We start from the raw sequence: 18799 nt of genomic DNA, 5'->3' as shown, positions 1-18799 counted from the left end.
CGGGACTTGGGACGGTGGGCGTGGCTCACGCGTCCGCCGGCTCCCTCAACGGCCATGCCCCGTCCACCAGGGCCGTCGCATCGCCCTTGCCGCGCAGGAAGTTCTGGAAGTCCGCCGCCCACTCCGCGTACCACTCGATCTGGCGGCGGTGGAGGTCCGCCGGGCCGAGAGACGCGATCTTGGGGTGGCGGGCGGCTATCGCACCGGCCAGGCGGGCCGCCGCGAGGGCGTCGGCCATGGCGTCGTGGGCGGAGTCGAGGACGACGCCGTACTCGGCGCAGACCGCTTCGAGGTTGCGTTTGCCCCGGCGGTAGCGGTCGACCCAGCGGTCGATGGTGTACGGGTCGATGACCGGGGCGGGGTCCACGCCGCCCAGGCGGTCGCGCAGGGACGGCAGTCCGTAGCGGCGCAGCTCGGCGGAGAGCAGGGACAGGTCGAAGGCCGCGTTGTAGGCGACGACCGGCACGCCCGTCTTCCAGTAGGAGGTGAGGACGTCGGCGAGGGCGTCCGCCACCTGGTCGGCCGGTCTGCCTTCGGCCGCCGCGCGCTCGCTGCTGATGCCGTGGACCGCCACCGCGTCCTCGGGGATCGGCACCCCCGGGTCGGCCAGCCACTCCCGGCGCCCCATCGGCTCCCCGGCCCTGACCTCGATCACGGCTCCCGTGACGATGCGCGCCTCGCGCGGATCCGTGCCCGTCGTCTCCAGGTCGAAGCCGATCAGCAGCTCCCGGTGCCAGCCCATGGGCGGCCCCCCTTCTATGGTGCGTTCCCCCAGTGGTCTCCACCTTCCCATGCACCACTGACAATCAGAGGGCCGCATTCCGCTTGGGCGCCGAACCACACGACCAGGAGGGACGGTTCACGACACCGGTCGCGAATCCGCCCACATCACCTCGAACTCCTCGCGATAGGTGGGGAAGAGGCCGCTTTCGTCGATCTCGCCCGACTTGACCACCTTGCCGCTGTTGCGCAGCACGAACACCGGCGCTTCCATCCCCCGGGTCCGGCGCAGGTAGTTCTGCACGACCGCGATGCCGTCCGCACCGTCGCCGTCGACCAGATAGGCCGTGAAGCGGGGTGTTTCGTCGAAGACCTGGATCTCGAAGGCCCCGGGATCGCGCAGCCGGGCGCGCACCCGGCGCATGTGCAGAATGTTCATCTCGACGGCCCGGCTGAGCTCGCCGCGCTTGATGCCCAGTTCGCGCTCGCGCCGCTTGACCGCGCTGGAGGCCGGGTTGAGGAACAGCAGCCGCACCCGGCAGCCGGACTCGGCCAGCCGGACCAGGCGACGGCCGGAGAAGTTCTGCACGAGCAGGTTGAGGCCTATGCCGATGGCGTCGAGCCGGCGGGCGCCGCCGAAGATGTCCTCGGCCGGGAACTGGCGCATCAGCCGCACCCGGTCCGGGTGGACGGCGACCACGTCGGCGTACCGGTCGCCGACCAGGTCCTCGACGGCGTCGATGGGCAGCCGGCGCGCGGAGGGCACGTCACCGCCCGTGCCGAGCATCTCCAGCAGCCGGGCGGAGGCGCGCTCGGCCTGGTTCAGGACGGCCTCGGACAGGGCCCGGTTGCGGGAGACGACGTTCCGGGTGACCTCCAGCTCGTCCAGGGCGAGCTCGACGTCCCGGCGGTCGTCGAAGTAGGGCTCGAAGCAGGGCCAGTGCTGCACCATCAGCTCGCGCAGCTGCGGCAGGGTGAGGAAGGACAGGACGTTGTCGTCGGCCGGGTCGAGCAGATAGCCCTTGCGGCGGCTGACCTCGCGCACGGCGACCGCGCGCTGCACCCACTCCTGCCCGGCGGGTCCGGCGGCGGCCACGACCCAGTCCTCGCCGTGGACGGGTTCGTACACGGGGCGCAGTACCGCGGCGACCACCGCGCGCAGCCGCTGCTCGACGAGGTTCAGCCAGATGTAGGCCCGGCCGGCCCGCTGGGCGCGGGTGCGCACCTCGCGCCAGGCGTCGGCGTCCCAGTCCAGCTCCGGGCCGATCGAGCCCGTCGCGTCCATCGGCCGTGCCAGGGACACGGCACCGGTCGGGACGTCTGTGGAGGTCCCCTCGTGACCCTCGTCACCAGGGGGCAGCTCCAGCCCTCCCGAGCCCACCCGCGCACCGCCTTCCGCTCCCCCGAGCACTCCCGAGGGGCCTGGCGTCACATTCCCGTCTGCTCCGCGGCGTCCGGCCCCACCCAACGATCAAGGAAGGGTACTCCGGGAGCGGTCGGCGGTGCAGCCGGATGGGCAGGGTAGTTCTTCTCCCGGGCGGGCTGCCCCGCCCGGGTCCCCGTGACATATCTTCCCTCTACTCCCTCAAGAGCCCCGGGAGTATCACTTGCCCCACTGGTTCGGCATAACGCGTATGCACTGGTCACCCGGTAAGAGGGACATAAGTCATAGGAGGTTCCCTCACTTTCGGGGAGACTCGGAGCCAAGGCGTCCCCACCGGCGCCGCTCACCTGAAAGAGTCGTATCCATGCAGGTCTGGCCTGGAGAGGCGTATCCACTCGGTGCCACGTACGACGGCGCCGGCACCAACTTCGCGGTCTTCTCGGAGGCCGCGGACCGAGTAGAGCTGTGTCTGCTGCACGACGACGGCTCCGAGACGGCGATCGAGCTCCGGGAGAGCGACGCGTTCGTGCGGCACGCGTACGTGCCGGGCATCATGCCGGGGCAGCGGTACGGGTTCCGGGTGCACGGCCCGTACGCCCCGGAGCGCGGGCTGCGCTGCAACTCCGCGAAGCTCCTGCTCGACCCGTACGCGCGTGCGATCAGCGGCTCGATCAGCTGGGGCGAGGAGGTCTACGGCTACCACTTCGGCGAGCCCGACCGGCGCAACGACCTGGACTCCGCGCCGCACACGATGACGTCGGTCGTGGTCAACCCCTACTTCGACTGGGGCGACGACCGGCGCCCGCGCACCGAGTACCACCACACGGTGATCTACGAGGCCCACGTCAAGGGTCTCACCATGCGGCACCCGGGCCTGCCGGAGGAGCTGCGCGGCACCTACGCGGCCCTCGCGCACCCGGCGATCATCGAGCACCTCACCGAGCTCGGCGTCACGGCCCTGGAGCTGATGCCCGTACACCAGTTCGTGAACGATCACCGTCTGGTCGACATGGGCCTGAACAACTACTGGGGCTACAACACGATCGGTTTCTTCGCCCCGCACAACGCCTACGCCTCCTGGGGCGACCGGGGCCAGCAGGTGCTGGAGTTCAAGTCGGCGGTGAAGGCGCTGCACGAGGCCGGGATCGAGGTGATCCTCGACGTGGTCTACAACCACACCGCCGAGGGCAACCACCTGGGCCCGACCCTGTCCTTCAAGGGCCTGGACAATTCGCGCTACTACCGGCTGACGGACGACCCCCGCTACTACATGGACACGACAGGGACAGGGAACTCCCTGCTGATGCGCTCCCCGCACGTGCTCCAGCTGATCATGGACTCGCTGCGGTACTGGGTCACGGACATGCACGTCGACGGGTTCCGCTTCGACCTCGCTGCGACGCTGGCCCGGCAGTTCCACGAGGTGGACCGGCTGTCGTCGTTCTTCGACCTGGTGCAGCAGGACCCGGTGGTCTCGCAGGTCAAGCTGATCGCCGAGCCGTGGGACGTGGGCGAGGGCGGCTACCAGGTGGGGAACTTCCCGCCGCTGTGGACCGAGTGGAACGGCAAGTACCGGGACACCGTGCGGGACCTGTGGCGGGGTGAGCAGCGCACGCTCGCGGAGTTCGCCTCGCGGCTGACCGGCTCGTCCGACCTGTACCAGGACGACGGGCGGCGCCCGCTGGCCTCCATCAACTTCGTGACCTGCCACGACGGCTTCACCCTGCACGATCTCGTGTCGTACAACGACAAGCGCAACGACGCCAACGGCGAGGACAACCGCGACGGCGAGAGCCACAACCGGTCCTGGAACTGCGGGGCCGAGGGCGAGACCGACGACCCGGACGTGCTGCGGCTGCGGGCCCGGCAGATGCGGAACTTCATCGCGACCCTGATGCTGTCCCAGGGCGTGCCCATGATCAGCCACGGCGACGAGTTCGCCCGCACCCAGCGCGGCAACAACAACGCCTACTGCCAGGACAACGAGCTGGCCTGGGTCGAGTGGCCGGAGGACGGCGAGGAGGGCGAGGACACCGAGGGGGGCCTGAGCCGGGAGCTGCTGGCGTTCACGCGCGCGATGGTGTGGCTGCGCCGGGACCACCCGGTCTTCCGCAGGAGGCGCTTCTTCCACGGCCGGCCCGTGGAGGGCACGCACGACGACCTGTCCGACATCGCCTGGTTCACCCCCGAGGGCCGCGAGATGACCCAGCGGGACTGGGACTCGGCACGGGCCTCGGCGCTGACGGTGTTCCTCAACGGCAACGCGATCTCGGAGCCGGGCCAGCGCGGGGAGCGCATCACCGACGACTCGTTCCTGCTGATGTTCAACGCCTCGCCCAAGCCGCTGGAGTTCCTGGTTCCGGTCAATCACGGGCGGCAGTGGCAGGTAGTGGTCGACACGGCCCGCGCCGACGGTGTGCCGCCCGGCACGGGCCCGAAGGTGCAGGCCGGCGACCGGCTGACCCTGACCGACCGGAGCATGACGGTGCTCCAGCGGCCCGTGTAGCCGGCGGCGGCCGTGGTCCCGTCGCCGCCCGGTCGTCGCCCGGCTCGTCGCCCGGCTCGTCGCCCGGACAGAGCCACTCGTCCGGGCGACGGGCGGCGCACCTGGCGCGGGCGATGACACGAACGGCGGCAGGGAGGGTACGTAGGTCTGCATGACACCTGAGCGACCTGACCCGGTGGTGCCCACGGCCACGTACCGGCTGCAACTGCAGCCCGAGTTCCCCTTCGGGGCCGCGGCGGCCGTCGTGCCGTATCTGGCCTCGCTCGGCGTCTCGCACCTGCATCTGTCCCCCGTCCTGGAGGCCGTGCCGGGCTCGATGCACGGCTACGACGTCGTCGACCACGCGCGCGTGCGCGAGGAACTGGGCGGCGAGGAGGGACTGCGGGCGCTGGCGCGCACGGCGCGCGAGCACGGACTGGGCCTGGTGGTGGACATCGTCCCGAACCACATGGCCATGGCCCCGCGCCACAACCGCGCCCTGTGGGAGGTGCTCCGCGAGGGCCCGACGTCGCCCTACGCGCGCTGGTTCGACATCGACTGGGAGGCCCAGAACGGCCAGGTGCTGCTGCCGGTGCTCGGCGGGCCGCTGGGCGAGGTGCTCGGGGACCTGCGCGTCGACGGTGACGTCCTGCGCTACTACGACCACGTGTTCCCGCTGCGCGAGGGCACTGGGGACCTGCCGCTGCCGCACCTGCTGGACGCGCAGTGGTACCGCCCGGTGTGGTGGCGGCTGGCCCGGACCGAGCTCAACTACCGGCGGTTCTTCAGCATCTCGGAGCTGATCGGGGTGCGGGTGGAGGACCCCGAGGTGTTCGAGGCCACCCACGACAAGATCCTCCAGCTGCTCCACGAGGGCGTGATCGACGGGCTGCGCGTCGACCACCCCGACGGGCTCGCCGACCCCGACGGCTACCTCCGGCGGCTGCACGAGGCGACGGGGGGCCGCTGGACCGTCGTGGAGAAGATCCTGGCCGACGGTGAGCGGCTGCCGGCCTCCTGGCCCGTCGCGGGCACCACCGGCTACGACGCCCTGCGGCACGTGGACGGGCTCTTCATGGATCCGGCCGGGTTCGGGGAGCTGCTGGGGCAGTACCGGCGGTTCGCGGCCCCGCAGACGGACCGGGGCGGGCAGTGGGAGGCGACGGTGCGGCGGGCGGCGTACAAGGTCCTCACGCACGAGCTGGCGACCGAGACCGACCGGCTGGTGCGGGTGGCGGCCCGGCTGTGCGCGACCTCCCCGGAGCCGGCGCTGCGCGACCGCGCGCCCTGGGCGCTGCGCACCGCTCTCCAGGAGCTGCTGGTGCGGATGGAGGTGTACCGGCCGTACGAGTCCGTCGACGCGGCTTCCGTGGTCACCGAGGAGGCCGCCGCCGAGGCCCGGCTCGCCTTCACCGTGCCGGAGGAGGCCGGTGCGGTGGACGTCGTACGGAACCTCGTGCTGGGGCGGCACGGCGACGGGCCCGCGCAGGTGGAGTTCCGGACGCGGTTCGCGCAGACCTCGTCGGCGCTGCGGGCGAAGTCCGTGGAGGACACGGCGTTCTACCGTTACGTGCCGCTGCTGTCGGCCACCGAGGTGGGCGGGAATCCCGGGGGCCCCGCCCTGTCGCCGGAGGAGTTCCACGCGTACTGCGCGCGCGTGCAGCGCGACTGGCCGGTTGCCGGGACGGTCGTCTCGACGCACGACACCAAGCGCAGTGCCGACGTCCGGGCGGCGCTGCATGTGCTCACCGAGTGCCCGGACCGCTGGGCGGACGTCCTCGCCGAGGTGACGCGCACCGGCGAGGGCGTGCCGGACGCGCAACTGGCCTGGGCGGCCTGGCAGACGGTCTTCGGGCTCGGCCCGGCGTCCGGGGCGAGCGAGCGGGTGCAGGGGGCGCTGCTGAAGCACGTGCGCGAGGCGGGCCTGTACACCAGCTGGACCGAACAGGAGCCGCCGTACGAGGAGGCGGTGGCACGGTTCGTGGCGGCCGGGCCGTGCGGGGCGCCGGGTGAACGGGTCGCCGCGTTCCGGGACTCTCTCCAGCCGCACATCCGGGCGAACGTGCTGGGCACGGCCCTGGTCCAGCTGACGATGCCGGGGGTGCCGGACGTCTACCAGGGCACGGAGGCCGAGTACCGGTCGCTGGTCGACCCCGACAACCGGCGGGCGGTGGGCTTCCCGCCCGAGGAGTCCGGCGGGACGTCCGGGGAGAAGAGCGCGGTGACACGGGCGGCGCTGGGGCTGAGGGCACGGCGGCCCGACGCCTTCGGCGACACGGCGACGTACATGGCGCTGCCGGCACAGGGACCGGCGGCGGCCCACTGCCTGTCGTTCGCCCGCTCCGGTGAGGTGGTGACGGCCGTGACCCGCCTGTCGCTCCGGCTCGCGCAGGCGGGCGGCTGGCGGGACACCCGCCTGCCGCTGCCGCCGGGGCGCTGGGCGGACGTGCTGGAGCCGGGACGGGAGTTCACGGGGCACGCACGCGTGGAGGAGCTGTTCGAGCGGCTCCCGGTGGCGTTGCTGGAGCGGGTCGGGGAGTGAGTCGGGCGGGCTGGTCGTCAGGCCACCGCCGCGCCGTCCTCAGGACAGTCCTGGTATGCGCGCAGCGGTGCGTCGGAGGGGACGCGCGGGTGGGGCCAGGCGGAGTGCAGCAGGGTCACGAAGGCCTCGGCCGCCCCGGTCGGAGGCAGGCGGGAGAAGACCGTCAGCGTGCGCTTCCAGGGCGGGTCCGGGGTGAGGACGACGCAGCCGTCGCCGACCGCGTCGCGGACGAGGTGGGCGGGCGCGGCGCAGACACCGACACCGGCGGCGGCCATCCGTACCGCCGTCGAGGTGTGCTCGGTGACCACGGCGGTGCGCGGGGTGAAGCCGGCTCGTCCGCACGCCCAGTCGAGGAAGCGTTCGCCGTGGACGACGGGTTCCATGGCGCAGCGCACCCAGGGGCGGTCGGCGAGCTCCGGCAGCGTCACCGTCGTACGGCCGGCGTGACGGTCGTCGAAGGGCACCACGAGGACGATGTCCTCCTCGCCGACCGGCACGACGGTGCCCGGCCAGTCGGCGGGCGCCGGGCCGACGGCCAGGTCGGCGGTGCCGCGCTCGACCTGTTCCTCCAGGGCCTCGGACGTCGCGTACTCGTGGAGGTGCAGCCGCACGCGCGGATGGGCGGCGCGCCAGCGGGCGAAGACGTCCGGGAGGACACCCACCGCGACGGAGTGGACGGCGGCGACGTGCAGTTCGCCGCCCTCGGCGCCGGCGGCGGCGCGGGCCGCGCGGCGGGCCTGCGCGGCGCTGCGCACGGCGAGTTCGGCGTGCGGCCGGAAGGCGCGTCCCATCGGGGTCAGGCGCACGCCGCGCGGCATGCGCTCCAGCAGCGCGCCGCCGACCGACCGTTCCAGGGCCTTGATCTGATGGGAGAGCGCGGGCTGCGAGACGTGCAGGAGCTCGGCCGCACGGGTGAAGGACGCCTCCTCTACGACCGTCAGGAAGTACTCCATCTGCCGCAGGCTCATGACCGGCCGCCCCTCCCATAAACACCCTGCATCGATTCCACAAGAACATTGCCTTGGACTCATGACAAGGGCCGGACGGACGCTGAGGACATGAACGCATCGGACGTCATCGTCATCGGCGGCGGCACGGGCGGTTACAGCACCGCCCTGCGCGCCGCGGCCCTCGGTCTGGACGTCGTGCTCGTCGAACGGGACAAGGTCGGCGGGACGTGTCTGCACCGCGGCTGCATCCCGAGCAAGGCGATGCTGCACGCGGCCGAACTCGTCGACGGCATCGCCGAGGCACGCGAGCGCTGGGGCGTGAAGGCGACGCTGGACACCGTGGACTGGCCGGCCCTGGTCGCCACGCGCGACGACATCGTGTCCCGTAACCACAGGGGCGTGGAGGCGCATCTCGCGCACGCGGGCGTGCGGGTGGTGAGGGGCAGCGCGCGGCTGACGGGGCCGCGCTCCGTTCGGGTGGCGGGCGTGGACGGCGAACCCGGCGTGTACGGCCTCTCCGCGCGCCGTGGAATCGTGCTCGCCACCGGCTCACGGCCGCGCACGCTCCCGGGGCTCGCACCGGACGGGCGGCGCGTGGTGACGAGCGACGACGCGCTCTTCGCGCCCGGGCTCCCGGCATCCGTGCTGGTGCTCGGAGGAGGTGCGATCGGCGTGGAGTACGCCTCGTTCCACCGCTCCCTGGGCGCCGACGTCACCCTCGTGGAAGCCGCCGACCGGATCGTGCCGCTGGAGGACGCCGACGTGAGCCGGCATCTGACCCGCGGCCTGAAGAAGCGCGGCATCGACGTGCGGGCCGGTGCCCGGCTCCTGGACGCCGAGGTCCTCGACGACGGGGTACGCGCACGCGTGCGTACCGCCCGGGGCGAGACCCTCACGGTCGACGCCGAACGGCTGCTCGTGGCGGTCGGCCGGGCCCCGGTCACCGACGGCCTGGACGTGGCCGCCGCGGGCCTCACCACGGACGAGCGCGGTTTCGTCGTACCGGCCGACTGGGACCGGCTGGAGACGGCCGTGCCCGGCGTCCACGTCGTGGGCGACCTGCTGCCGCCCCCGTCGCTCGGACTGGCCCACGCGTCGTTCGCGGAAGGGCTGTTGGTGGCCGAGACGCTGGCGGGCGTGCCGTCCGCGCCCGTGGACTACGCGGCCGTGCCCCGGGTCACGTACTCGTCGCCGCAGACCGCGGCCGTCGGTCTGAGCGAGGCCGAGGCACGCGCGCGTGGGCACGAGGTGGAGACCAACAGCATGCCGCTGACCGCCGTCGCGAAGGGCATGGTGCACGGGCAGGGCGGCATGGTGAAGGTCGTCGCCGAGGCCGGCGGCGGACGCGTGCTGGGCGTCCACCTGGTGGGCCCGCACGTGTCGGAGATGGTCGCCGAGAGCCAGCTGATCGTCGGCTGGGACGCGGAGCCCTCCGACGTGGCCCGGCACGTCCACCCGCACCCGACTCTGTCGGAGGCGGTCGGTGAGGCGTTCCTGACCCTGGCCGGACGCGGGCTGCACCAGCAGTGACACCGCACCGGTGACGCCACGCCGGCGGCGGTGACGGCACACCGCCCGGGGCGCCCGCCGCGCACCGGCCGGCAAGCTTCCGGGCGCCCCCTGGAGCCTCCCCCGTCGTGCCCTTGACAGCGCACCATGGCCGTGGGGTACTGCGAGGGCGAACTCGGGCGGATGTGACGGGGGTGAGTGTCCTGCCGGAGCTGCGCTACCCGACGGTGGCCGAACAGGTCTCAGCCGCCCGGGCGTTGACCTCTCGTCGGCCCGGGCTGTGCACCCTTCGGCAGGTGGGTTCCTCGCGTGCGGGCAGGCCTCTGCACCTGCTGTCGGTGGGCCGCGCCCGCCGTGCCGTGCTGGTGGTCGCCGGCGCCCACGCCAACGAGCCGACCGGCTCCTGCACGCTGCTCGCGCTCGCCCGACGGGTGCTGGAACAGCGGGAGTTACGCGACGGCATCTCCTGGCACTTCCTGCTGTGCGCGGACCCCGACGGGGCCAGCCTGCACGTGACGCCGGCCCCGCGCAGCCTGTTCGACTACCACCTCGGCTTCTTCCGCCCCGCGGGCCCGGAGCAGCCGGAGTGGGCGCCGTCCGTGCTGCCGCCCGACCGGCTGCCGCCCGAGACCCTGGCCCTGACCGGCGTCATCGACGAGCTGCGCCCCTACCTCCAGGTGACCCTGCACGGCACGGACCTGGGCGGCAGCTGGGTGCAGTTGACGAAGGACGTGCCCGGGCTGGCCGAGCCGTTCGCCAAGTCCGCGGCGGAGCTGCACATCCCGGTGGAGACCGGCGCCTCGGACGCCGCGGGCTGGCCCGCGTCCGGGCCGGGGGTGCACGTCATGCCGGCGCCGGGGGCGGGGCCCGCGTACCCGAGCCTGCCGGACGACGCGCGGCACAGCACCTGGTACCACGCCCACCGCTACGGCGGTCTGACCGCGGTGGTCGAGGTGCCGATGTGGGCGAGCGACCTGGTGGACGACCCGGCTCCGCATCCGGCTCCGGCGGCGGCGATCGGGCGGCTCGCGGGCCGGCTGCGACGGGACGCGCTGGAGGTGACGCGGGTGCTCGACGGCGCGCTGCCCCGGCTCGCGGAGCTGGACGGGCCGCTGCTGCGGGCCGCGCGGTGGGGGCTGGAGCTGGTGCCGGGACTGGCCGACGACCTGGTGCACACCCCGCCCGCCGACCGCACCCGGGCATACGTCGGCAGCGTGGACGCGTTCGCACGCCGGGTGCCTCTGCGGGCGGCGGCGATGCTGCGGCGGGTGCTGAGCGGGACCGACGACCGGGCGGCCGGGCAGCTGGAGGAACTCGTGGCGACCTGGAGCGACGCTTTCGCGGAACGGTTCCGCGCCCGCTGGGTGCCGTTGGAGCACCAGGTCGAGCACCAGACCCGCACGGTGGTCGCCGCGGCGCTGCACGCGCGCGAGGGTGCGTCGTAGACGCCGGCCACGCCCGCGCCGTCATCGCGGTGTCACTCCCGCTGCAGCGGCACCGCCGCCCCTGACTCCCACCCCGGCTCCCCCGAGCGGGAGCGCGCGCTCGTGTTCCGCACGGCCAGTTCGAAGGCGGCGAGAACGACGCGCGCCTGGTACTCCGCCTGGCGCGCCACCGGGATCCAGCGCGCCCCGCAGCCGTCGCGGTAGTCGGCGCACCACTCGTCGATCAGCCGGTCCAGCTCCGGCAGCACCCCGGCCGGGTCGTGTCCGGCGGCCCGCACGAGCTGGTGCAGGAGCCCTGCGGTGCGCAGGGCCAGCCGCCGCCCGGAGATGCGCAGGGCGGCGAGATGGGCGGTGCTCAGGGGCGGCAGGGGGTGGGCCGCGCCGTCGCCGGTGTCGGGGTCCCAGGCGTCGGCGAGGCCGGGGCAGACCAGTATGTAGTCGTCGACCGGGGCGAGCAGGCGCGCCGCGTCGGGCACGGCGACCAGGTGCGGCCGGATGCGGGCCAGGAGGTGCCGCAGGAGCCCCGTGTCGTGGCGCAGGGTGCGGCTCACGGCCCGCAGCACCGCGTCCCGGTCGGCGGGCGGGGAGCCGTCCGTCACGGCCGCCACGCCCCACATGGGTGCTTCGACGACCGCGGTGAGGGTGCCGTGCCGGTGCGGGTGGAACCACGTCGACTCGACGGCGGCCTCTGTTATGGCCGCGGCCAGGCCGGCCGGGCGCGGCGGCGGGATCCGGTAGACGGCGGGCCCGAGGCCGGGCCAGTACAGGGCGTCGTAGGCGCCGAGTTCGCGGGGGATGCCGAGCCGGGCGGCGATGTGGGCGAGGCGCCGGTCGAGGCCGGGCAGGTCGTCGGTGAGCTCGACGAAGCCGCCGCCGACGTCGACACCGTGCAGGGAGCACTGGAGGAACGGCCGCAGTTCGTCCTGGACGTCGAGCAGGGCGCGGGTCTCCGGCAGGGCGGCGCCGGCCGCGCCGTCCGGCAGCCACTCGGGCTGCTCCAGGAAGCCGGGCCGGAAGAAGTTCCGGAAGTACTGGCCGAGTGCGTACGGGCCGGTCAGCCAGCCCTCGTTGCGGCGCAGCCCGTCCGGGTCGAGGCACAGCAGCAGGTTCCAGGTCGCGTCGGCACCCTCGGTGAGCCGCGGGTCGGCCAGGGCCCGCTCGGCCAGGCGCAGCACGGTGGCACCGCCCACGGGTTCGTTGGCGTGGGGGCCGGCGACCACGAGGGCCTGACGGCTGCCGTGGCCGACGGAGAGCAGCGACAGGGGCGTGCCCGCTCGGGACGTGCCGATCCTGCGCAGCCGGGCGTCTCGCGGGTGGCGTGCGACGAGTGCGGCGGCCCGGGCGCCCAGTTCGTCGACGGTCGGGTAGCGCAGGAGGGGCGGCAGGGCACACCTCCCCGATGCGGTGCCGTCGCTTCACCAGCTGTACATGGCGTACGCACAGTCAGTCACGACTTCAGGGGTACGTCAACACCGTGGAGCGCAATGGGTTTTGAGCCACTCCCCAGGGAGCGACAGCTGGTAAACCCAAGGCCAGAGCTAAGGCATGGCTCGGTTTCCGGTCAGCGGCCGCGGGCCGGTGTGCGGTCAGTCGGCCGACAGCCGGAACGCCATCCGCCCGAAGCCCACCTGGTCGCCCTCGCGGACGACGGCCGCGCCGACCACGCGCCGCCCGTTCACCGTCGTGCCGTTGGTGGAGCCGAGGTCGCGCAGGACCCACATGCCGCCCTGGTGGCGGAGTTCGGCGTGGACGCGGGAGACGGTCTCGTGGTTGAGGCGCAGTCCGCTGGCGGGGTCGCGGCCTATGCGCAGGGGATGGCTGTGCGAGGGGTGCGGCAGCAGCAGCTTGGGCAGCTTCTCGGCCTGCCAGGCTCTGCGCAGCCGTACGGTGAATCCGGAGACCGCCTCGACGGTGCCGAACACCAGGCGGGAGAACCGGCTCTCCGTGGGCAGGTCCGCGGTGAGCACGGCGAGCTCGTCCGCGCGGCGGGCGGCGAGCGCCAGTTCCATGCGGCGGATGAACGTGTCGTGGGACAGGCGGCCCATGGCGACGCCGTCACGGAGCACCTTCAGCGCCCTGTCGCGCTCCACGTCGGACAGCCGCGCGGGGTACGTGTTGAACTCGAAGGACGACGTCACGCTCGTGATTGTCGGGCAGTGCGGCCGGGCTGTCCAGAAAACGGGAAAAGGCCCGCCACGCGCCCGCATCCGCCGAGACCCGCCGCAAATGGGTGGATGCACCAGCGGATTGATCGCGTTTGGCGCACCATGGACGGGCTACATCACGGTGAGCAGACGAAGGGGAACCGTCCGTGCAGTTCGAGGTGTGGGCACCGCAGGCAGGCCGTGTGACGCTCCAGTGCGACGGCGTCACGCGCGCGTTGGAGCGCGATCCGGAACGGGCGGGGTGGTGGCGGGGCGAGGCGGACGCGCGCCACGGGTCCCGGTACGGCTTCGCGCTGGACGACGGCCCCGTGCGGCCCGATCCGTGCTCGCGCCGGCAGCCGGACGGTCCGGACGGGCTGAGCGCGGTCGTCGACCACGAGCGGTACGAGTGGCGCGCGCAGTGGCGGGGGCGGCCGCTGCCCGGCGCGGTGCTGTACGAGCTGCACGTCGGGACGTACACGCGCGAGGGCACCCTGGACGCGGCCGCCGAGCGGCTGGGTCATCTCGCCGAACTGGGTGTCACACACGTGCAGCTGATGCCGCTGTGCCCCTTCCCGGGCACGCACGGCTGGGGGTACGAGGGCGTCTCGCTGTGGGCCGTGCACGAGCCGTACGGCGGGCCCGAGGCGCTGAAACGCTTCGTCGACCGGGCCCACGAACTCGGTCTGGGCGTGGTGCTCGACGTGGTGCACAACCACTTCGGCCCGTCCGGCAACTACCTGCCCGTCTTCGGGCCGTATCTCACGGACCGGCATCACACGCCCTGGGGCGCCGCGGTCAACCTGGACGCGCCCGGCTCGGACGAGGTGCGCGCGTTCCTCGTCGGCAGCGCACTGGCGTGGCTGCGCGACTACCGGATCGACGGGCTGCGCCTGGACGCGGTGCACGCGCTGGTGGACACGCGCGCGCTCCACTTCCTGGAGGAGCTGTCGACGGCCGTGGACGCCCTGGCCGCCGAGGTGGACCGGCCGCTGTTCCTGGTCGCCGAGACGGATCTGAACGACCCGCGGCTCATCACCTCCCGGGACGAGGGCGGCCTCGGGCTGCACGCGCAGTGGAACGACGACTTCCACCACGCCCTGCACACCACGCTGACCGGCGAGTCGCAGGGCTACTACGCCGACTTCGCGCGCGCTCCCCTCGCCGGGCTCGCCAAGACCCTCACCGGCGGCTACTTCCACGACGGGACGTACTCCAGCTTCCGGGAGCGGCACCACGGGCGCCCCCTGGACCGTACGCGGGTGGCCGGGCACCGGCTGCTCGGCTACAGCCAGACCCACGACCAGGTGGGCAACCGCGCCCAGGGGGACCGCCTTTCGGCCCTGGTCTCCCCCGGGCTGCTGGCCTGCGCGGCCACGCTGACCCTGACGGCCCCGTTCACGCCGATGCTCTTCATGGGCGAGGAGTGGGCGGCGGGCACACCCTGGCAGTTCTTCACCGACCACACCGACCCGGAGCTGGCGGACGCGGTACGGCGGGGCAGGCGGCGGGAGTTCGCCGCGCACGGCTGGAAGGAGGAGGACGTGCCCGACCCGCAGGACCCGGCGACCCGGGACCGCTCCTGCCTCGACTGGTCCGAGCCGGAACGCGAGCCCCACGCGCGCGTGCTGGCCTGGTACCGGCAGCTCCTCGCCCTGCGCCACGAGCAGCCCGACCTGACCGATCCCGACCTCGCCGACACCAAGGTCGCCTACGACGAGGAGCGCCGCTGGATCGCCTTCCGGCGCGGGGACGTCCTCGTGGCGGTGAACCTGGCGCCGGAACCGGCCGCGCTGTCGCTCGGCGTCCCGCACGCACGCGTGCTGGCCGCGTGGGAACCGGTGCAGACGCCCGGGGCGGACGGGGTGGTGCATGTGCCCGGGGAGTCGGGCGTGGTGCTGTTGCAGGAGTGAGGTCCGCCAGTGCCCGGGGCTAGAGGGCGTCGTCCGTGTCCCGCAGGTCCGTCACGCGTTCCAGGAGGATCGGCTCCCAGGCCCGGCGCAGTTGCGTCCGCAGCAGGGTGAGCCGGCCCTGGTCCCGGCCCGTGAGGGCCCCGGCGAGGTGGACGACCGTGTCGCAGCGGGCCAGCCACAGGCCGCGCAGGCAGGGGCGGGCGCCGTAGCCGGCGAGGGTGGCGGCGCGTACGGCGGCGGGTGAGCCGACGGCGAGCGCGAGGCCCGCGATGTCCTCGGCCGGGTCACCGACGACCGCGCCGGCCCAGCCGAGGACGCCGCGCACCCGTCCGTCGGCGCTGACCACGAGATGGCCGCCGGTGAGCGCGTGGTGGGTGAGGACCGCCGAGCCGGACTGGGCGGCGAGCTGGGCCGCGGCGGGCGCGGTGAGCTGGTTCAGGCGGGTGGCGTCGAACTCGTCGGCGTCGGCGAGGCGTTCGGCGGCGCGTACGGCGGCGCGGCGCAGCGCCTCCAGGGAGCGCGGCGCGGCACGCGGCACGCCGAGGGTCTCGGCCTGCCGGACGGGCACCTCGCGCAGCCCCGAGAGCAGTCCGGCGAGGTCGGCCTCGCCGACGGCGGACACGTCGTGCTCCTCGCCCGAGCCGCCCGGCACCTTGGTGTCGAGCGTATAGGTCAGCCCGGGCGCCCACTCGCCGTGCGCCACGCTGACCGGCACCGCCACCGGGACGTGCGGGCGGACGAGGTCGCGCAGGCGCAGTTCGCGGCGCTGGCGCACGGTGGCCTCGCGGTCGGGGGCGAGGCGCAGCACATGGCGGGAGCCGACCCACCAGGTGGCCGGGTCGGCGCCCTCGGTGACGGGCCGGACGTCGGGGCCCGCGGCGGGGCCCCTGTCCTGCCCGGGCTCCTTGCCGCCCCTGCTGCCCCTGCCGCCCCGGCCGCCCCGGCCGTCCTGGCCGCCGTCCTTGAGCAGGGAACGGACCAGCCGGCGGACGGTGTCCGCGGTGGGTGTCGGTGCCTGGGTCATGGTCGCGCCGTTGCCGATCGGGAGGCGTGTGGTGGACATCGGTGCCGTCACTCCACTATGACCAGCTCGCGGGAGGTGGTGTTCAGACGCCGCCCGCCGTCCTCGGTGACGGTCACGATGTCCTCGATGCGCACGCCGAACCGGCCGGGCAGATAGATGCCTGGTTCCACGGAGAAGCACATGCCGGGCACGAGGGGCCGTTCCTCGCCCTCGATCATGTACGGCGGCTCGTGGGTGGTGACGCCGATGCCGTGTCCGGTGCGGTGGATGAAGTACTCGCCGTAGCCTGCGCCTGCGATGACCGCCCGGGCGGCCCGGTCGACGTCCTGGCAGGCGGCGCCCGGCCGCACGGCGCGGAACCCCGCTTCCTGGGCCTCGCGCACGATGTCGTGCACGCGGCGCTCCTCGTCGGTGGGTTCGCCGACGTGGACCGTGCGGGAGGTGTCGGAGCCGTAGCCGTCCTTCAGGCCGCCGAAGTCGAGGACGACCATGTCGCCGCGTTCGATGACGCGGTCGCCGGCCTCGTGGTGCGGATTGGCGCCGTTCGGGCCGGAGGCGACGATGGTGAAGTCGACCTGCTCGTGTCCGTGCCGGCGCAGGAGCCGGTCGAGGTCGGCGGCCACCTGTGATTCCCGGCGGCCGGCGAAGGGGACGTCGCGGATCTCCTCGAACGTCGCGTCGGCGGCGGCTCCCGCGGCCGTCATGAGCTCCAGCTCCGCCGTGTCCTTCACGGCGCGCAGCATCGGCAGGGCCTCGGTGAGCGACGTGTAGGAGCTGCCGGGCAGGGCCTGCTGCAACGCCAGCAGGTGCAGGGCCCAGGCGTTGTCGCTGATGCCGAACCGGCCCGAGGCGTCGAGCAGGGCGGCGGTGGCGGCGTAGGGGTCCTTGCCGTCGGTCCAGTCGCGCAGGGCCAGGGCGGGCGCGCCGGCCGCCTTCTGCGCGTCCGGGGCCTCCAGCGCGGGCACGACGAGGACGGGATCCTGTCCGGCGGCGAGGACCAGCAGGGTGAGCCGTTCGGTGACCGCCGGGGGCGTGTAGCCGGTGAGCCACACCAGGTCCGGTCCCGGAGCCACCAGCAGGCCCGCGAGACCGGCCTCGGCGGCCGTCCGCGCGGCGCGCTCCATACGGGCCCGGTAGTCGTCGGCGGTGAAGGACGCGGCCGTGCTTCCTGACATCCGGGCCTCCCAGGGACGGACGAAGGGGCTACGGGCAGCATCCTGCCCGGCCGGAGGGGGCTGCGCGAGCCGTCTGCGCACTTCGCCCGAGCATCGCCACTAATGGCAGAGGATTGCTCAGCCGTTAGAGATAATGCTTAGATGCTCCGCATCCATTAATTGCTCGATCGAGGGGGCGTACGACCGTGCTCGTACTCGCACACATCAGCGATCTGCATCTGGACGGGAGCGCGCGGGCGACGGAGCGCGCCGAGCGGGTGTGCGAGCGACTGCGGGAGCTGCCCGGCCAGGTGGACGCGTTGCTGGTGACCGGCGACATCGCGGACCACGGCACGGAACCGGAGTACGAGGAGGCCGCACGCATCCTGGGGCTGCGTGACGGCGACGCACCGTTCCCCGTGCTGACCTGCCCGGGCAACCACGACAGCCGCGCGCCCTACCGCAAGGCGCTGCTGGGCCTGCCGGGGGCGGAGGGCCCCGTCAACAGCGTGCAGGTCTTCGACGACGGTGCCGTGCTGATGTGCGACTCCAGCGTCCCCGGCAGCGACGACGGGGAGCTGGACGAGGAGACGTACGACTGGATCGAGACGACCCTCGAGGAACTCGACGGCGGCCTTCCGGTCCTGCTCGCCTTCCACCACCCGCCGGTGGCGCTGCACCACCCGCTGCCCGACTCCTGCCGGTTGCGGGAGTCCGGCAGGCTGGCCGGACTGCTGGCCCGCCGGCCCGAGATCGCCGGTCTGGTCACCGGCCACGCGCACACGCCCGCCGCGACCTCGTTCGCGGGGCGGCCGCTCGTCATCGGCCCCGGCGTGACGTGGACGCTGCGGCTGCCCTGGGAGGGCGAGCAGATCGCCGACCGGGACGCGCCGCCCGGGATCGCCTTCCACGTCCTGGACGACACGGGGCGGCTCACCAGCCACTTCAGGGTGGTCACGTGACGACGGCCGGTACGACCGTCAGCTGCTGGTACCCGCCGCTGCGGTGCCGCACCGTCACTTCCACCTCGGTGCCGGGGCGGGCGCGGGCGACGGCCCGGGCCAGGTCGGCGGCCGTGTCGATGCGGGTCGTGCCGAAGACGAGGAGCAGGTCGCCGCGGACCAGCCCCGCCTCCTGGGCCGGCCCGGGGACGTGGAGCCCGACGACCAGGGCACCCGGCTTCCCGGTGTCCATCACCTCGACGCCGAGGGTCACGGCGGCGGGCGCGGACGCGGCGGCGGACGGCGTGGGGCCGGGCGGCGACGGCGTGTGCCGCCCGCGCGGATCGATGCCTGCGCCCTTGCCGATCACTGTGGCGCCCATCGCCCCCAGGCCGATTCCGGACAGGACCAGGACCGCGCCGGCGAACCCGGCGAACAGCACGTTGAGCAGCCGCCGTCCACGGCGCCGGGCGGCGTGCAGACGGGGCCGTGACGGGCCCGGCCCCGTCGCCTTCGCCGCCCCCTCGGGCTCCTGACCCGGCATCGGCTTGGGTCGCAGAGCGGTCTGTTCCATGGCTCGCCTCCGGA

The 18799-nt window shown here is 73.6% G+C and carries 14 protein-coding genes; 6 read left to right on the top strand and 8 right to left on the bottom strand.

All coding sequences use genetic code 11. The features are described 5' to 3' along the window. Positions 1 to 25 precede the first annotated feature (25 nt). A complete protein-coding gene (locus tag ACH4G3_RS02255) occupies positions 26 to 742 on the bottom strand; it encodes a 3'-5' exonuclease (protein ID WP_020277749.1) in 717 nt (238 codons plus the stop codon). Positions 743 to 859: 117 nt separating this feature from the next. Next, positions 860 to 2101, bottom strand: a complete 1242-nt coding sequence (locus tag ACH4G3_RS02250) for an SAV2148 family HEPN domain-containing protein (protein WP_037674552.1) — start codon at positions 2099 to 2101, stop codon at positions 860 to 862. A gap of 367 nt (positions 2102 to 2468) precedes the next feature. Here ACH4G3_RS02250 and glgX point away from each other — a divergent pair, with 367 nt between their 5' ends. Both glgX and treY read left to right on the top strand, forming a co-directional pair. Then, positions 2469 to 4610 carry a glycogen debranching protein GlgX gene (gene glgX / locus ACH4G3_RS02245; RefSeq protein WP_397622655.1) on the top strand — a complete coding sequence of 714 codons (2142 nt, stop codon included), beginning with the start codon at positions 2469 to 2471 and terminating at the stop codon, positions 4608 to 4610. Between the two features lie 151 nt (positions 4611 to 4761). Then, positions 4762 to 7131 carry a malto-oligosyltrehalose synthase gene (treY, locus tag ACH4G3_RS02240; RefSeq protein ID WP_397622654.1) on the top strand — a complete coding sequence of 790 codons (2370 nt, stop codon included), beginning with the start codon at positions 4762 to 4764 and terminating at the stop codon, positions 7129 to 7131. 17 nt (positions 7132 to 7148) lie between these two features. Here the strand turns inward: treY and ACH4G3_RS02235 are convergent, their stop codons facing one another. Then, positions 7149 to 8099 (bottom strand): LysR family transcriptional regulator, encoded by a 951-nt coding sequence (locus ACH4G3_RS02235; protein ID WP_397622653.1) that lies wholly within the window; start codon positions 8097 to 8099, stop codon positions 7149 to 7151. Positions 8100 to 8189: 90 nt separating this feature from the next. On the opposite strand from ACH4G3_RS02235, the gene lpdA reads away from it, so the two are divergent. Both lpdA and ACH4G3_RS02225 read left to right on the top strand, forming a co-directional pair. Beyond that, positions 8190 to 9611 (top strand): dihydrolipoyl dehydrogenase, encoded by a 1422-nt coding sequence (gene lpdA / locus ACH4G3_RS02230; RefSeq protein WP_397622652.1) that lies wholly within the window; start codon positions 8190 to 8192, stop codon positions 9609 to 9611. Positions 9612 to 9784: 173 nt separating this feature from the next. After that, positions 9785 to 11035, top strand: coding sequence for a M14 family zinc carboxypeptidase (locus tag ACH4G3_RS02225; protein WP_397622651.1), 1251 nt, complete (start codon positions 9785 to 9787; stop codon positions 11033 to 11035). Positions 11036 to 11067: 32 nt separating this feature from the next. On the opposite strand, the gene ACH4G3_RS02220 is transcribed toward ACH4G3_RS02225, so the two are convergent. Continuing rightward, positions 11068 to 12420 carry a M14 family zinc carboxypeptidase gene (locus ACH4G3_RS02220; protein ID WP_397623361.1) on the bottom strand — a complete coding sequence of 451 codons (1353 nt, stop codon included), beginning with the start codon at positions 12418 to 12420 and terminating at the stop codon, positions 11068 to 11070. 201 nt (positions 12421 to 12621) lie between these two features. Beyond that, positions 12622 to 13173, bottom strand: a complete 552-nt coding sequence (locus ACH4G3_RS02215) for an FHA domain-containing protein (RefSeq protein WP_397622650.1) — start codon at positions 13171 to 13173, stop codon at positions 12622 to 12624. Positions 13174 to 13346: 173 nt separating this feature from the next. Here ACH4G3_RS02215 and treZ point away from each other — a divergent pair, with 173 nt between their 5' ends. After that, entirely contained in the window at positions 13347 to 15092 is a 1746-nt protein-coding gene (gene treZ / locus ACH4G3_RS02210) for a malto-oligosyltrehalose trehalohydrolase (RefSeq protein WP_397622649.1), read from the top strand. Positions 15093 to 15111: 19 nt separating this feature from the next. On the opposite strand, the gene ACH4G3_RS02205 is transcribed toward treZ, so the two are convergent. Continuing rightward, positions 15112 to 16116: an aminoglycoside phosphotransferase family protein gene (locus ACH4G3_RS02205; RefSeq protein ID WP_397623360.1), complete on the bottom strand. Its 1005-nt coding sequence runs from the start codon at positions 16114 to 16116 to the stop codon at positions 15112 to 15114. A gap of 47 nt (positions 16117 to 16163) precedes the next feature. After that, positions 16164 to 17291: an aminopeptidase P family protein gene (locus ACH4G3_RS02200; protein WP_397622648.1), complete on the bottom strand. Its 1128-nt coding sequence runs from the start codon at positions 17289 to 17291 to the stop codon at positions 16164 to 16166. 185 nt (positions 17292 to 17476) lie between these two features. Here ACH4G3_RS02200 and ACH4G3_RS02195 point away from each other — a divergent pair, with 185 nt between their 5' ends. After that, positions 17477 to 18232 (top strand): phosphodiesterase, encoded by a 756-nt coding sequence (locus ACH4G3_RS02195; RefSeq protein WP_397622647.1) that lies wholly within the window; start codon positions 17477 to 17479, stop codon positions 18230 to 18232. On the opposite strand, the gene ACH4G3_RS02190 is transcribed toward ACH4G3_RS02195, so the two are convergent. Then, a complete protein-coding gene (locus ACH4G3_RS02190; protein WP_397622646.1) occupies positions 18225 to 18785 on the bottom strand; it encodes a PDZ domain-containing protein in 561 nt (186 codons plus the stop codon). The genes ACH4G3_RS02195 and ACH4G3_RS02190 overlap by 8 nt on opposite strands. Between the last annotated feature and the right edge of the window lie 14 nt (positions 18786 to 18799).

It is taken from the genome of Streptomyces afghaniensis, from assembly GCF_044327915.1.
Classification (GTDB): domain Bacteria; phylum Actinomycetota; class Actinomycetes; order Streptomycetales; family Streptomycetaceae; genus Streptomyces; species Streptomyces afghaniensis.
This window is presented reverse-complemented; position numbering and strand designations above follow the sequence as displayed.